This is a genomic window from Dyadobacter ginsengisoli DSM 21015, assembly GCF_059568735.1.
Map to the genome: position 1 here is coordinate 153,103 of NZ_JCANTY010000003.1, position 15,154 is coordinate 168,256.

The 15,154-nt window shown below is 47.8% G+C and carries 10 protein-coding genes; 2 read left to right on the plus strand and 8 right to left on the minus strand.

The features are described from left to right. Positions 1-114: 114 nt before the first annotated feature. The 4 genes from BP71_RS11460 to BP71_RS11475 all read right to left on the minus strand — a co-directional run bounded on the left by BP71_RS11460 (position 115) and on the right by BP71_RS11475 (position 5,925). Complete coding sequence (locus tag BP71_RS11460; protein ID WP_496379240.1) at positions 115-2,490, minus strand: ABC transporter permease; 2,376 nt, start codon at positions 2,488-2,490, stop codon at positions 115-117. Between the two features lie 195 nt (positions 2,491-2,685). Continuing rightward, on the minus strand, positions 2,686-2,847 hold the full coding sequence (locus BP71_RS11465) for a hypothetical protein (protein WP_496379242.1): 162 nt from the start codon (positions 2,845-2,847) through the stop codon (positions 2,686-2,688). A 35-nt stretch (positions 2,848-2,882) separates the two neighbouring features. Next, on the minus strand, positions 2,883-5,327 hold the full coding sequence (locus tag BP71_RS11470; RefSeq protein WP_496379244.1) for an outer membrane beta-barrel family protein: 2,445 nt from the start codon (positions 5,325-5,327) through the stop codon (positions 2,883-2,885). A 253-nt stretch (positions 5,328-5,580) separates the two neighbouring features. Further along, complete coding sequence (locus tag BP71_RS11475) at positions 5,581-5,925, minus strand: DUF6249 domain-containing protein (protein WP_496379246.1); 345 nt, start codon at positions 5,923-5,925, stop codon at positions 5,581-5,583. 159 nt (positions 5,926-6,084) lie between these two features. Here BP71_RS11475 and BP71_RS11480 point away from each other — a divergent pair, with 159 nt between their 5' ends. Together BP71_RS11480 and BP71_RS11485 are read left to right on the plus strand one after the other, a co-directional pair. Next, positions 6,085-6,636, plus strand: a complete 552-nt coding sequence (locus tag BP71_RS11480) for an RNA polymerase sigma factor (RefSeq protein ID WP_496379247.1) — start codon at positions 6,085-6,087, stop codon at positions 6,634-6,636. A gap of 10 nt (positions 6,637-6,646) precedes the next feature. Continuing rightward, positions 6,647-7,144 (plus strand): hypothetical protein, encoded by a 498-nt coding sequence (locus BP71_RS11485; RefSeq protein ID WP_496379249.1) that lies wholly within the window; start codon positions 6,647-6,649, stop codon positions 7,142-7,144. 37 nt (positions 7,145-7,181) lie between these two features. Here BP71_RS11485 and BP71_RS11490 read toward each other — a convergent pair whose 3' ends face one another. The 4 genes from BP71_RS11490 to BP71_RS11505 form a co-directional block, all read right to left on the minus strand. Next, positions 7,182-7,553: a hypothetical protein gene (locus BP71_RS11490; RefSeq protein WP_496379251.1), complete on the minus strand. Its 372-nt coding sequence runs from the start codon at positions 7,551-7,553 to the stop codon at positions 7,182-7,184. Between the two features lie 235 nt (positions 7,554-7,788). After that, on the minus strand, positions 7,789-10,164 hold the full coding sequence (locus BP71_RS11495; RefSeq protein WP_496379253.1) for an ABC transporter permease: 2,376 nt from the start codon (positions 10,162-10,164) through the stop codon (positions 7,789-7,791). 84 nt (positions 10,165-10,248) lie between these two features. Next, positions 10,249-12,663: an ABC transporter permease gene (locus BP71_RS11500; RefSeq protein ID WP_496379255.1), complete on the minus strand. Its 2,415-nt coding sequence runs from the start codon at positions 12,661-12,663 to the stop codon at positions 10,249-10,251. A gap of 65 nt (positions 12,664-12,728) precedes the next feature. Continuing rightward, the gene (locus BP71_RS11505) at positions 12,729-15,143 is read right to left on the minus strand and encodes an ABC transporter permease (protein WP_496379256.1); all 2,415 of its coding nucleotides are present in this window, start codon (positions 15,141-15,143) and stop codon (positions 12,729-12,731) included. Positions 15,144-15,154 lie beyond the last annotated feature (11 nt).

Sequence of the window (15,154 nt, forward strand, 5' to 3'; positions counted from 1 at the left end):
ACCACATTGAAAATCAATTGATAATCAAATACATGAGTTTACAAATAAAGCATCATCTGTCCGAAAACGAACAGATGACGCTCTGGTATTTTGTAGTTGGACGCCACCAGCTATCTATTCGCTCCCGAGAGACTTCACCGGGTTCATCAGCGCCGCCTGCACGGTTTTAAAACAGATTGTCAATAATGTGATAGCCAGCATGAAACCGATGGTCGAAAGGCAAATCCAAAACGGAATATTGATTTTGTACGCAAAATCCTGTAGCCAACGCGACATGAGATACCAGGCAACCGGCGTTGCGATAACGCCCGCAACCAACACGAGCTTGACAAATTCTTGCGAAAGCATCCCGACTATCCCGGTAACCGATGCCCCTAAAACCTTCCGGATGCCAATTTCCTTCGTGCGGCTCTCGGCGGTGAAGGTTACCAGTCCGAAAAGTCCCATGCAAGCGATAAAAATTGCGAGCACCGTAAAGACGGAAAACATGCCTGATAATCGAGTTTCGTCTTTAAATGTTTCATGAAAAGCCTCGTCCAGGAAGTAGAACTCGAACGGCATTTCATGATCAAACGACTCAAAAATACGGCCAATGGCCTTGACATTACCTGCAATATCGCCACGGGTATCCAGTCGCACATACATGACACCGCGTGATGAGCCTGGCATGCGAAGCATATTGGTGGTGTCGCTCGCCACCGAGAGCATGACGGCCTTGGTACCATGCTGCAGGGATGAAAAATCAAAATCTTCGAGGATCCCATCCACATTGACTCCCTCCATAATTTGCTGTCCGATCGGGTCGGCCCGGATACCCAGCTCCCTGACAGCCAGCTCATTCAGCAAGGTCTGATTCTTGCGTGCTCCTGCGGTTGGCGCTGCTTTCCATTTCAAGCCCAAAGTCTTTATAAACTGCCCGTCTACAACCATCTGGGCCAGTCCTACCTGCTTCTTGGTCATTATATTCGGGACAAAAAACATGTTGTAGCCCTTAAACAGGCCTACATTCGCAAACGTAACGTTTGTCACACCGGCCTGCTGTTTCACCGCATCCCGAAAAGGCTTGTAATTAGCCGCCATGGAGGGGCCCAGCGGGATACTCAATACTTGCTCCTTATAAAGTCCCAGGTCCTTTCTTTGCATAAAAGCAAGCTGCTCCTTCACGACCAGGCTGGCCATGATCAATGCAATGGAAACCGAGAACTGAAAAACGATGAAGAACCGTCTCACGCCTACACCGCCTATATTTCCTTTGAACCTGCCTTTCAATACTTCCAAAGGTGCAAAACCTGACAAAATAAATGCCGGATAGCTCCCGGCCACCAGCGTCGTCACCAGCAACAACCCCATTAGAAATGATAGAAAGAAAGGAGAAATGACAAATGACGCATCGACTTTCAGGCCCAGAAGCTCGTAGAACGGCTGACTTAAATAGTACACCATCGCCAATCCCAGGGCAAAAGCCAGAACGCAGACCAAAACCGATTCGATGTAGAACTGCTTGCCGAGACCTGCACGGGTAGCGCCCACTACCTTCCTTACGCCTACCTCCCGTGCGCGTTGCGTTGCCCGTGCGGTGGTGAGGCTCATATAATTGAAAAGTGCGAGCATCAGCACTGCCGCTGCGGCCATGCTGAAAATCGGGATCAGTTTATTGTTCCCCGAATCGGTGAATGCGCCGCCCAGATGGATGTCATCCAGACTTTCCAGGAAGTATTGTGTCTTTCCTTCGAACAGCCCCGCCTTTGCGGATTCACCGCGGTTGATACCGCGCTCAGCCAATGCCTTAGCCCCGGCAAAATCCAGTTGCAAATACACATTGAAAATTCCTCCCCCATCCCAGTTGTTCTTTGTCATTTCGCTCAATTTGGGATAGGTAGCGTTTGATATGACAAAATCGAAATCAAAAGAAGAGTTGGATGGAGGATTCTTTGCGACGCCTGCAATCTGGATCAGGTGCTTCCCTTCGTACAAAAGAGCCTGACCTACCGGATCGGCATTTCCGAAGTACTTTCGCGCCGCACGCTCTGAAACCACCATCGTAAACGGCTTTTGCAACGCGTCGGCGGCATTGCCTTTTTCGAGCGGAAAAGTAAATACACTGAAAAACGATGGGTCTGCAAACAAAACGTTCTTTTCCAGAATCGCTTCACCCTTCCTGGCGGGATGCCCCATGACGGTATTTCTATACGAAGGCAATATCCTGACGTAATCCTTCACGTGCGGTACTCCCGCGGCAATGGATGGCGCAAAACCCGAAGCAAAGGAGTTCATTTGAAAATCGTTGTCCCCCATTTTTACTTTGGCGAGTACACGGTAAATATCCCCGTGCCGGGCGTGGAACCTGTCATAACTATGTTCATGGACCACAAACATCAATATCAACGTAGAAACGCATATCCCGGCGGCAAGTCCGAGCATGTTGATCAGGGAGTAAGTCTTGTGCCTAAGCAAATTCCGGACAGCAATTTTGAGGTAGTTCGTGAGCATAGATTTGAGGTGGCTATTGACAGACAGGTGATGCTACATCAATTTCATGCCATCAAATTAAAACATTAATCATCAATTCATTACCACGAAACGACTGTCCAAAACCGGACACCATCCATGGTCAGATCCGGAGGCCATAGTGATCTATTTTATATATTACTAAAATACAATATTGTATATTAGTAATGAACAATTCTATATAATGACAATGCGGACAGTGAGTTGAATGGTCTGTTTGAAGCCCTGGCTCATTTCGGACTGAAAGAAGGTACGCTCGTAACGTTGAGCCAGGTCGATAAATTTGAAAGGGCGGGCATGACTGTACACGTCATACCCGCCCATGAATTTCTCATTCACTGAGATCGGCAAATCTGAAAAGCCGGATACGGATGCTAGTTTCCGCCGCTCTGCACATCATCGTTGCGAATGCCCCGCTTATTCTTTTTAATACCATCTTTCAACTTGCCGAACTTGTAGTTCAGGCTGAAATTGAATGAGCGGAAGTAATTCCAGCGGTCGGTGAACTGGTCGAAGTCCGGGCCGAACGTTTCATTATGATATCTTCTGAATTTGGTGAATGGATTACTTACCGCCGCGGAGAGTGACAATTTATCTTTGATTACATCCTTATTAACACTGAAAGACGTGCTCACAATGGAGTTTGTGGTGCCTTGCAAATTCACACCTGGTCCATTTGCATTCAGGTTTGCATTCACTCTCCATTCCTTTGGCAAACGGTAACCGGTTGAAAGTGAAAGATTATACATTACCCCGCTGTTTGTGATCTCTGTCCCATTCACAATACCGGTCACCTTCCCGTGCGCAATGCGGAAATTGGTGCTGAAATTCCATTTCTTGGAGATCGGATAATTCGCGTTCAAATTACCGCTGATCAGCCTAGCGCGGCCGGTGTTGCCATAAGATGTGCGGGTAATCTGTGTTTCGGGGTTGTATACGGCAATCGGGAAAATAAGGTCTTTGAAGTGGGTGTAGCCAACGCCGAAATTGACGTTCCCTTTTTTCGCTTTATTGAAGCTCAGTTGCAGGTCGTTCACAAAAGCAGGCCGCAGGTCGGGGTTACCGGTGCGCTCATAGCTGGGATTGGAGCGGTCAACGAATGGATTAAGCTGCCAGATCCCCGGACGCTGGATACGTTTGGTGTAACCGAAGTTGATCCCTGCATTGTTTTTGAGCTTCCTGTTGACAGATACCGACGGGATGAAGTTGAAATAGTTTTGTTTCACCTTCGAATCCGTAGAAATAAAGTCGGCATCAATGACCGTCTGCTCCACGCGTGCACCGGCTTTCACGCCCCAGTTTTTGAAATTGTACTGATACGTATTATAAGCCCCAAACACGTTTTGCTGGTTCTCGTACATGTTGCTCATGCTTCCATCTACCTCGTATGAATTGGTTTCCGGATTGAATACCGTGTACTGAAAATTACTCTGGTTTTCCCGCATGATACCCTTCAGGCCAGCTTCGATATTGAGTTTTTTCACTGGATATACAAAATCCACCTGGAAAGTCTGTTCCGAAAAGCTCTGATCGTTGACCTGCCGGTAATCCGGACGGTCGTAGTTGATGCGGTTCGAAATCGTCAGATCACCATTTTGCTTGTTGTCGTAACCATAATAGCGGTAGGAGAACGTCAGCAGGCGATTTTTGTCGGCTTTAAAACCCTTCTGATAGTTGATCGCCGCGTCACGCCCATTGCCTCGGTCGCTATTGTTGTTAGTAACATTATAGCGTTCCAAGATTTTTTCGCCCGCATTGAGCAGCGACGATTGAAAGCCATTCGAGCGGTTCCTGCCGCCATTCACATTCAGTTGCGCGCTCAGCAAATTCAGCGTGTCGATCTCGTACGTGATCTCGTAACCGATATAGCCGTTTTTGTTGTTATTTCCATTCCAGCCTCGCTGGTCAAGCTCCGTAGGATCGGTTCCCGTCGTCGTACGGTTGGAGATCGTCTGGGTCGACGGGTTTTTGTACTGGTTCAAACCTGCATTCAGCGACATTCCGATCTTCCCGAGCTGGGCCGAGAGCGAGCCACCGACTCCCGGTCCGCCGGTCGGGAAGCGTTCACTGACGTTGAGGGTACCATTATACCCGTTGTCTATTTTCTTATTGGTAATGATATTGATGATCCCTGCCAGGCCTTCGGCGTCATACTTCGCAGGCGGTGTGGTAATTACCTCGATCCGCACAATGGACGAGGCAGGCATGCTGCGGAGCACATCTTTGTAGCTCCGTTCCACCATACTCGACGGTTTGCCGTTGATCAGGATCTTGAAGTCGGAATTGCCTTTCAGAAAGATATTATCCTCTGCATCGAGCGACAGGTATGGCACCTTTCGCATCATTTCCAGTACGGAGTACACCTTGCTTTCCGGATCTGCTTCCAGATCATAACTAATCCGGTCGACCTCCTGCTTCACGATGGGTTTCAGCGCAGTAACCGTTACCTCCTTTAACCCAACCACCTGCTGACTGATCGTGATTTTCCCCAGATCGATATTCCGGCGGGTGCTATCGGTGAGGTCCACCTCAATCGTCTTGTTTTTGTATCCTACTCCCACCAGCACAAGCGCATATTTCATCGGCTTCAGGTTTTGAAAGACAAATGATCCGTCTGCCTTGGAAAAATCAGCTTTTACTGCTGTGTTTTTGTCCTTCATCAGGTTAAGAGTGATAAAATCAAGAGATTTGCCGGTAGTAGAGTCGGTTACCATCCCCTTAATGCTTCCTCCCGCAGGAGCGGCTTGTGCAAACGATTCCTGACGACATACGAGACCCGAGATCAGGATGGACATTAATAATTGGAGTAATGTTTTCATAGTTAAAATTTTCATGGCTAACAGGCTTTGGCAATGGGCATAGAAACTCCGTTAGGAGATTTTAAGCTCTTTCATCATACGACTAATATATCAATTAATTATATATAACTATATCATTGATATATTAAAGCAGGCAAATATCGATTTTGATATTACAAATGTATTGGAAGGTACTTTGTCATGCAAGGTACTATGCCTGATTTTTTTTATTAATTGATGAACGGTTAAATATGTGGTTGATTGGTGGAGGATACTATCGCTCACCTGATCCGGGTCCGTTCAAATACCTTTCAATCAAAAAGTTCAGGATCAGGCTAACGCCACCGAAAAGAAACACCATGGCCAGATAAGCCACTCCCTGGCTGAAATCGTAAGTATTGTCTAACCAGTTACCGGTGAGGATACCTAATGCGATGCCCACGAACAGCATTCCGAATTTGAGTGTTGGAGAAAAAGAACTGTTCTTGTCCGTAAAAATGGAAGCATCGGCCCCTTTCTCGATGAGGGCTATACGTTCCCGGTGGCGTGTCATCAGGAACACATAGACAATTCCGAAGATACCCAGGAAAGCTGCAATTGAAATAAAGAGACCATTCATGGCTAAAACACAGTTAAATTTCGAATGTTACCCATTGGACAAAGGCTTAGCCTTTGTGGTTACAGTTTGGGGTAAAATTTTTTCAAAAAAAATAAATCGTGCCGGATGTAACCAAGCCACACCCGCCGCAGTCTCATAAGCAGGCGAGTAACCGAATGCATGAAAAACCACGACGACCGGATCCATATTGAGAACGTAAGGCAGGGTAACCTGTCCTCTTACACCTATCTGGTCGATAAGTATAAGAATATGGCATTCACGATCGCTATGAAAATCCTTTCCAACGCGCAGGATGCAGAGGATGCAGCACAGGAGAGTTTTGTGAAAGCTTATATGCAAATCGGCAGTTTTGAAGGCAAAGCCAAGTTCTCGACCTGGCTCTACACCATTGTGTACCGGACCGCGATATCCAAATTGCAGCAGCACAGGATGGTATTACAAAGCATCGATGAGGATCTTGAAGAAAATTATGCCTACGAATACAGCCCTCCGCCGCTCGAAGCCTTGCAGGCCCGCGAGCGCGAACAATTTGTGAAGGAGGCCATCAACCGGTTACCCAAAATGGAGGCGCTGATTATTACGTTGTATTACCTGAATGAAAGCCCTATCGAGGAGATCGAGCAGGTCACAGGACTCTCGAACAGCAATATCAAGGTAAAATTATTCAGAGCCAGGAAGGTGTTAGGTAAAGAATTGCAGTTTTTGTTATAATGCGGGAATTATGGAGCCGATGGAAGAAAAACAGGAAGAGCATTTCAAACAACTGATCCGGAAGGCCGGCGCCGACGAGCCGTCGGGCGCTTTTGCAGAGGCTGTTATGCAGCGCGTGCATGAGGAGGCCGTATTCCGTACGGTAATGCAACAAAATATAGTAGAAACGCCTTCCAATACATTCAGCAGTGAAATCATGGCCCGGCTCAAAGCCAGCCAGCCGGTTACCGCACCAAAACCGGTTATTGCGCGAAAAGTATGGTATGGAATCGCGGCCGCATGGGCTGTACTGATCGTTGCTTGCTTCTTCATTCCAGGTAACGACGAGCAAACTGTGTTTTGGGGAGGGCTCAACGGCCTGATGATCTCCAACGCAGTGTGGGCTCAGAAAATCTCCGCCATCCCACAAACCTACACACTTACCATTATTGGCCTGTCGGGTCTGTTGCTACTCGATTATTATGTCCGGCAGAGATGGGCGCTTATCAAAAAAACGGCCAGATCCTGAGACCTGGCCGTTCATTCATGGCTATTTTATCGATCGATTACCCTCTGCGATTGTAACGGCTGTCGAAACGATGCTGATAAGCGAACAGGCGCTGGCGTTGTGCGGGTGTCAGCACAGACAGAATTTCTTTTTGCTTTTCCTCTTCCAGTCTTTTCATCCCCTGGTAGGTATGGTATCTTTTACTGTTGCCTGTCAGGCGATCATATTTATTTTCGATCTTTTTGATCTGGTTCTCCTGCTTGCGACTCAGCTTCACGATCTCGTCCAGCTTATTGATCTTGAATTCCTCATACGCATTATCCATGCGGGAATTGTTGGTCGCGGGCACCTGGTGACCGTAGCGCTGTGCGAAGGTGTTTCCGATGGTCAAGGTAATTATTGTGGCGATGGCTAAGATGGTCTTTCTCATGGTTTCCAATGTTTAAATTGTTCGTTTATGTCTTTTAGAGGCGCTTTTCCCCCCCAAGTTTAACGCACTGAAAACACAATCTGCGAAATGTCACTACTGGTAGATGGCCGGGTCATTTTGATCGACGAAACTGATTCCAGAGGATAAAATAAGTTGTGAAAACAATTCATCCGGCCTCGCGATTGAAACGAACATCGCTAGGCCGGATGAAATCCTTTTCTATCTGCTAAAAGCGTTATTCGCTCCGGAGTGACTTAACCGGGTTCATCAAGGCTGCTTTAATAGCCTGAAAACTGACCGTCAATAAAGTAATGGCAACAGCCAGCAAAGCGGCAACCGCGAACACGATCCAACTCAGTTCGATATGGTATTCATATTTTTTCAACCAGTCATGAAGAAAATACAATGCGATCGGCGAAGCGATGACACAGGACACGATCACGAGATAGACAAACTCTTTGGACAGCATCGCCCACATTTGCGCCACGCTCGCCCCCAGGGCTTTCCGGATACCGATTTCCTTGGTACGCTGCTCGGCCGTGTAAGCCGCCAACCCGAACAGGCCGAGGCATGAGATAAACACGGCAAGCACTGCAAACACCCTCGCCAGCTTCCCTACCCTTTCTTCTGCCCGGAATTTGGTATCATATTCCTCATCAGCAAACTTGAATTCGAACGGCGAATCCGGGTCATGCTTTCTGAAAACGGCCTCCACTTTCTTCAAAGCCTGGTCTACCGGTGCGCCGGGCGTTAGCTTGATGTTAATGAGATTTGCCCATTCGTAATCCATCAGGAAAACGGTTGGCACCGCAGGTTCGTAAGGCGACTGCATCACCATGTCCTTGATTACGCCCACGACTTGCCTGGGTTTACCATTAAAGCGAATTGTTTTACCGATAATGTCTTTAATCCCGGTCAGCTTAACGGCTGATTCGTTGAGCACAAATGCGGCGGTATCGGTAGAGAATTCTCTTGAAAAGTCTCTTCCTGCAATAATCTTCCAGCCGATGGTTTTGCCGAAGTCATGCGTACAGGCGATCGTTCCAAAGAGCGGCAGCGAACCGGGCTCCATTCCCTCCCATTCAAAACCGATCTGGTTGGAGTAAATCCCTGTGGTAGGACTCGACGACTCGCTCATCTCGTACACGGAGCCTGTTTTCAGCAAATCATCGCGGAGCGGATAATATTTACCGTACAGGTTTGGGGAAATGTCGACTTGCAGCAAGCCCTGCCTATCGTAACCCACCGGACGATCTTTGGCATGCTGAATCTGCTGAAAGACAATGATCGTGCCGATGATCAGCGTAATGGAAACAGTGAACTGCATCACCACCATTACCTTCCTGGGCACCGCCGACCATTTACCCACTTTAAAAGTACCTTTCAGAACCGAGAGCGGGTTGAAGGAAGACAGGTAAAACGCAGGATAACTTCCCGCGATAAGTCCTGTAAACAAAGCAAAAACAACCAGTCCCAGCCAGAAAAGCGGATAAAAGAACGGGAAGCTGACATGTTTACCTGCGAGGTTATTGAATGCCGGCAATGAGATCAATACGATGAGAATGGCCAGTACTAACGCAAAAGCAACGACCAGGAACGATTCGCTCAGAAACTGGAATATCAGCTGGCTTTTCAGCGAGCCGATGGATTTCCGGATACCCACCTCCTTCGCCCGTTTCTCCGAGCGGGCGGTACTCAGGTTCATAAAGTTGATACAAGCCAGTAACAACACAAAAACACCAATAATGCCGAACAACCACACAAACTGAATGGCCCCACCTACATTTTTACCGTCTTTAAAATCCGAATACAAATGCCAGCGGCTCATCGGATGCAGGAGATACTGTGGTTTATCGGTTTTGGAAAATGCATGAGGCAATTCCACATCCCTTATCTTACGGGATACCGTCTCAATGTCCGCGTGATCGGCTACCTGCGCAAACCACTGAAACGAGTGGTTACCCCATTGCGTCTGGGCGTCTTTTACCCAATTCTCAGCCTGTAAATAGTCACTCCAGGGTAGGATCAGGTACAGTTCGTTGAAGTTGGAATTGAAAGGGATGTCTTCGTAAACGCCTGTCACTTTCACGTCCTTTTTGATATCCAGCTTGATGGCTTTTCCCAGCGGATCCTCACTCCCGAACAGCGATTTCGCCAGCGATTCGCATATCACGACCGAGCCGGGGTTTTTCAGTGCATTGTAATCTCCACGGACCATATGCAATGAGAGCATTTCGGGAAATGAGGGTTGTGCCCACATGCCTGTCTTATGGATCTTCTTATCGCCGTTGGCCAGCAAGTGACCAAAATTCCAGGAGGCCAGAGAAGTATGCGTGAAATCCGCCGAATATTTCGTGGCCATTTCGGTCACGGCGGGAATAGAAACGGCGGTACCGGTGCCGGTCTGCTTATTGAAAGTCTGACTGATCCACGCCTGAACGATGCGATCATGATTTTTGTGATACTTATTGTACGACAGTTCATCCCAGACCCACATCCCGATCAGCATAGTGACGGCGATGCCCACTGCTAGCCCGACGATATTGATCAGCGAATAGACTTTGTTTTTCAGAAGGTTACGAAGGGCGATAACCAGATAGTTTTTGATCATGGCTGGTTTTTATGGTGAGGTTTATGGGTGCATTTGCCAAAAGATGTAAAAATGAGGTGGTCGGTTGCATCCGCAACAAAACGATTATTCGCTTCGCAACGCCGTCACCGGGTTTGTGAGCGCGGCTTTGATGCTCTGAAAGCTGATCGTGATCAGCGCAATGATCACAGCCCCCAAACCGGCTATCGCGAAAAGCCACCAGCTTACTTGCACCTTATAATTGAAATCCTGTAACCAACCGTCCATCAGGTACCAGGCAATCGGCGAGGCGATCAGGAGAGCGATGACCACCAATTTGACAAAATCAATGGAGAAAAGGCCAAAAATGTGGAGCACCGAAGCTCCTATGGCTTTACGGATACCCATTTCCTTCGTCCGCGACTCAGCCATGAATGCCACTACGCCATACAATCCCAGGCAGCCGATAAAAATCGCGATGCAGCTGAGTATTTTGAAGAGTGAAAAGAAGTTTTCCTCTTTTTCGTAAAAGCTGTTGAGCGTTTGGTCAAAGAAAGAATATTTGAAGAGATAGTCGGGGAATTGTTCAGCCCACGCATCCTCGATCCTTTTGAGTTGTTCAGGGCCTGAGTTTTTAGCCAGTTTCACGCTCATGACCCGATAATCGCGACGAAGCGTCGTCATCACACAAGGAATGATTTCTCGATGGAGACTAAACGTATTGAAATTTCTAACGACACCCACAATCGGCAGCTTCACCTCGCTCCCCCCGATCGTCAACCGCTTACCTAAAATATCCTGAGGATTTTTAAATCCCAGCTTTTGTGCAAATGCCTCATTAACGACATATTCCCGCATCGTGTCCGATGGCATGTACATTCTTCCGGCCGCCATTTTTAGTCCGTAAGTGTTGAAATAGGCCGTATCTGCCGGGCGCATTACGATATCGAGATCCAGGAATTCAGGATCATTTTCGAATTTGAAACCGGTTTGCCAGTTACTCTTCGACATCGGTGTGAAAGTACTGAAACTGATATTATTGATCCCTGGCACATTTTTGAGCTTATCACGCAAGGTTTCGATCTTACCCGTTGCCTGATCCGGGATCAAGACGTTGACGACCTCATCCTTTTCAAACCCCACATCGAGCGTTCTGAAATATTTCATCTGGCTGTACGCGATCAGCGTACCGATCAGGATTACCTGTGATATGGAAAATTGCAACACGATCAGTCCGCGCCGGAGGTTGGATTGCGTACTTCCTGCCGTACGCATTTTTCCTTTCAATGCAAGAATGGGCTGGTAGCCAGACACTACCATCGCGGGATAGAAACCCGCCAGCAGTGTCGTGATAACAGCCAGCAGCAAACAGAAAATCAATATGCTGGGTTCCGTAAAAAATACCACTCCCGTATGGCTGATATTCAGAACATTGGAAATATAGGGCAAGATAACCTGTGCCGCCAGCAGTGCAAGTACCACGGATGTAATGGTAATAACACCTGTTTCTGAAAAATACTGGCGCAAAAGCTGACCTCTCGTACTTCCCAATACCTTTCTCACACCCACCTCGCGTGACCGACGCAACGCTTGCGCTGTTGCAAGATTGACAAAATTGACACAAGCAGTAATCAATATAAAGATGCCGACGAGCGACATTGCCCATATCATCCCCTCGCTGATCGAACGATTGGCATAGTTGCCGATCTTCGTCGCGAAGTGAATGTCTTTGAGCGGCTGTAATACATACTTCATTTTCGCTGCATCCTTCGGCTCGCGGTATTTTTTTACAAATGAGACCAACTGTCGCTCAAACTGCCCCTCGCTTATCCTTTCCGGCAGCATCAGGTAAATCTGTCCGCCACCGTAAGAGGAAACCCAGTCGTCCCAGTTTGTGAATGCACCGTAATCTTTAAGGGATGAGAACGAAAGCATGGTCGTGAAAGGCAGATTCGTTGCTACCGGCGGATCCGCGACAATCCCGGTCACTACAAAGTCTTTGTTATTATCCACACGGATTGTCCTGCCCATCGGATCTGCATTTCCAAAGTACAAGGCGGCCTGCCGAACGGTTAAAACCACTGAGCCGGGGTTTTTCAGAGCGCTTTGGGGCGATCCTTTTAACCATGTGTAGTCAAACAGCCTGAAATACTCCGGCCCGACAAATGCGATATTGTAACCTGGATCCGCAAACTTTTTCTTTTCGGAACCTTCGGTAACTGTAACCAACGTCCCGCGTAGCGCATACGTAGGTGAAACATATTCTTTTACCTCAGGGAAATCATTTTTTAATGCGTCGATAACCGGCAGGGGCATACCGGTACTGAATCCTTTTTCCCCGTCGGCAATATGATGGGTAAGCATCCGGTAAACCCGGTCAGCATTCCGGTGATGGGTATCGAAGCTGAGCTCATACCGGACCGTAAAGAAAATCAGGAGACAGCAGGCGAGTCCGAGCGTCAGGCCGGTAACGTTGATGACTGTGAAGTTCCAGTTGCGCCGCAGGTTTCTGAGAGAGGTAACGAGATAGTTTTTGATCATGGCCGGGAAAAAGAGGTTGAAATGATATCCAAATTAGTTTCTTCAAAATCGATTTAAATCACCCTCTACTCGCTCTTCAGCGACTTCACAGGATTCATCAATGCGGCTTTGATGCTTTGGAAACTGACCGTTGCAACCGCTACGATCACAGCGGCCAAACCTACACCGATAAACACCAGCGGGTTGATCTCAATGCGATAAGGGTAATTATCCAGCCATTTTTGCATAAAAAACCATGCTGCCGGCGTTGCGATCAGGATCGCAACGAGCACGAGCTTGACGAATTCACGCGACAACACAAATACGAGATTTAAAATACTGGCTCCCAAGACCTTGCGAACACCAATCTCCTTGGTGCGCTGCTCAATAACGATTAATGCCACTGCAAAAAGCCCGAGACAGGACAGAATGATCGCCACTGTCGAAGCCAGGCTGAAAACCTGAGAAAGCCTCTCTTCTTCTTCATACCAGGCATTGGTGTTTTCATCAATAAATGAGCCCTTAAATTCCGATTCCGGTGTAATTTCCTTCCACACGGTTTTCAATTTCTCCATTGATGTCGTCAGGCTTTGCGGCATAACCCGTACAAAAATGTAGCCGATACCGTCTGAATGAGACAGATACATGGTGATCGGCTTCGTCTCCCACTTGGAAGAATACAGGTTGAAATCGGGAACCACGCCGATGATCTGATGCTTAATTCCCGCCGTGTCGGTCTGGAAGAATTTGCCGACCGGATCCTTTTCACCAATGGCCTTCGCCATGCTTTCGGTGATAATGACCTTACCCATGGAATCGGTCGGATAAGCCGGATTAAATTCCCGGCCTGCCAGCAATTTGATGTTCAATGTTTTCAGATAATCGTAGCTGATATGCAGCCAATCGGTAGTCACTTCCCGGTCTTTGAATGTAAAACCTATGACGCTGCGCGAAGAGCTTCGGTCGCGGCCTAATCCCAGATTGACGCCCGTTCCGGTAATCCCTGCGATGTTGGGGTCATCGGCCAGGCGATTGCGCATCCTGCGCAGCACAGTTTGCCCATTCACCTTCCTTCCCACCGGTATACTGATTACCTGCTCTTTCTCAAAACCCAGCGGCTGCTTTCGTAAATGGTCAACCTGCTGTACTGCGATAATCGTACTGCAGATCAGCAGGCTCGATAAAGCAAACTGGGCGATGATCAGCAAATTTCTCAATACACCCGGTCTTTTGAGCGACACTTTGCCCTTTAAAACCTCCACTGCATTGAACTTCGACATCTGCAATGCCGGATAACCGCCCGCTACCAGCGTAACAAACAAGAACAAACCCACCAGCATGACCAGCTTGTCAGGTTCGAAAATGTATGCTAAGCTCAGTTTGGAATGAAATGTCGCATTGAACGCCGGCAAAAGCAATACGGCCAGCACAATGCCCGTCAGAAAGCCCAGGAAGCAAACTACACCGGCTTCACCCCAGATCTGAAAGAAAAGTTGCTGCTTCAAGGCTCCGAGCGACTTACGCACGCCTACCTCGCGTGCACGGATAAATGAGCGCGCGACATTGAGGTTGATAAAATTGATGCTGGCTATCAGCAGGATAAAAATACCGATACCCATCAACGCATACACCAGCGACGCGTCGTTGCCACCCGAAATTTCGCGATCGAAATGAATATCTTCCAGTTTCTGGAGACGTACCGAGTACAAATCACCTCTTTCGTCTGGCTTCGCGCCCTTCTTTTTAAGTTTGGAAATAGTTTCAGAGAAATACTTGGCCGTGAAAGGTTTCAGTTTCTTTTCAAATGCAAGCTTATCTACCCCCGGTTTCAATTTAAGGAACACATTGTGCGAGTAGTTATCCCAATAACCCTTTTGCTCCTGGTAGCCGCCCAGGTTTTCCGTACGCACAAAAGCATCGAATTTCAGGGATGAATTTTCAGGAAAATCGGCCAGGACCCCGGTAACGACATATTGCTTTTTATTCCCTTCTAGGCCTACGGCAATCCGCTTCCCCACCGGTTCTTCATTCCCGAAAACCGCCTTGGCCATGTGTTGCGTAATCACTATACTGCTCAAATCCTGCAAAGCGGTTTGTGCATTACCCTCAACAAACGGGAAAGTAAAAATCTTGAAAAAATCAGGCTCCGTGAACTTGATCTGTTTATCCAGGTATTTGCCTTTATACTCCACCACATCCGAACCGTTGATCACCCTTGCAATAGACTCGATCTCGGGATATTCGGCTTTCAATGCCGGAGTAATCGGCAAAGGCATCGACGCCGTACGGTTCGCTCCTTCTGGGTCATTGGCGAAAAAATAGGTCTGGAAAATCCTGTCCTTATCCGCATGAAAATTATCATAGGAGAACGCAAAGTAGGCTGTCAGGAACAGAAAGACACTCACACAGAATGCCACAGAAAGGCCCACGATATTGATGAATGCGTAACCCTTGTTTTTCCAAAGGTTACGCAACGCTATTTTGAGATAGTTTTTGAACATAACTGACGAGC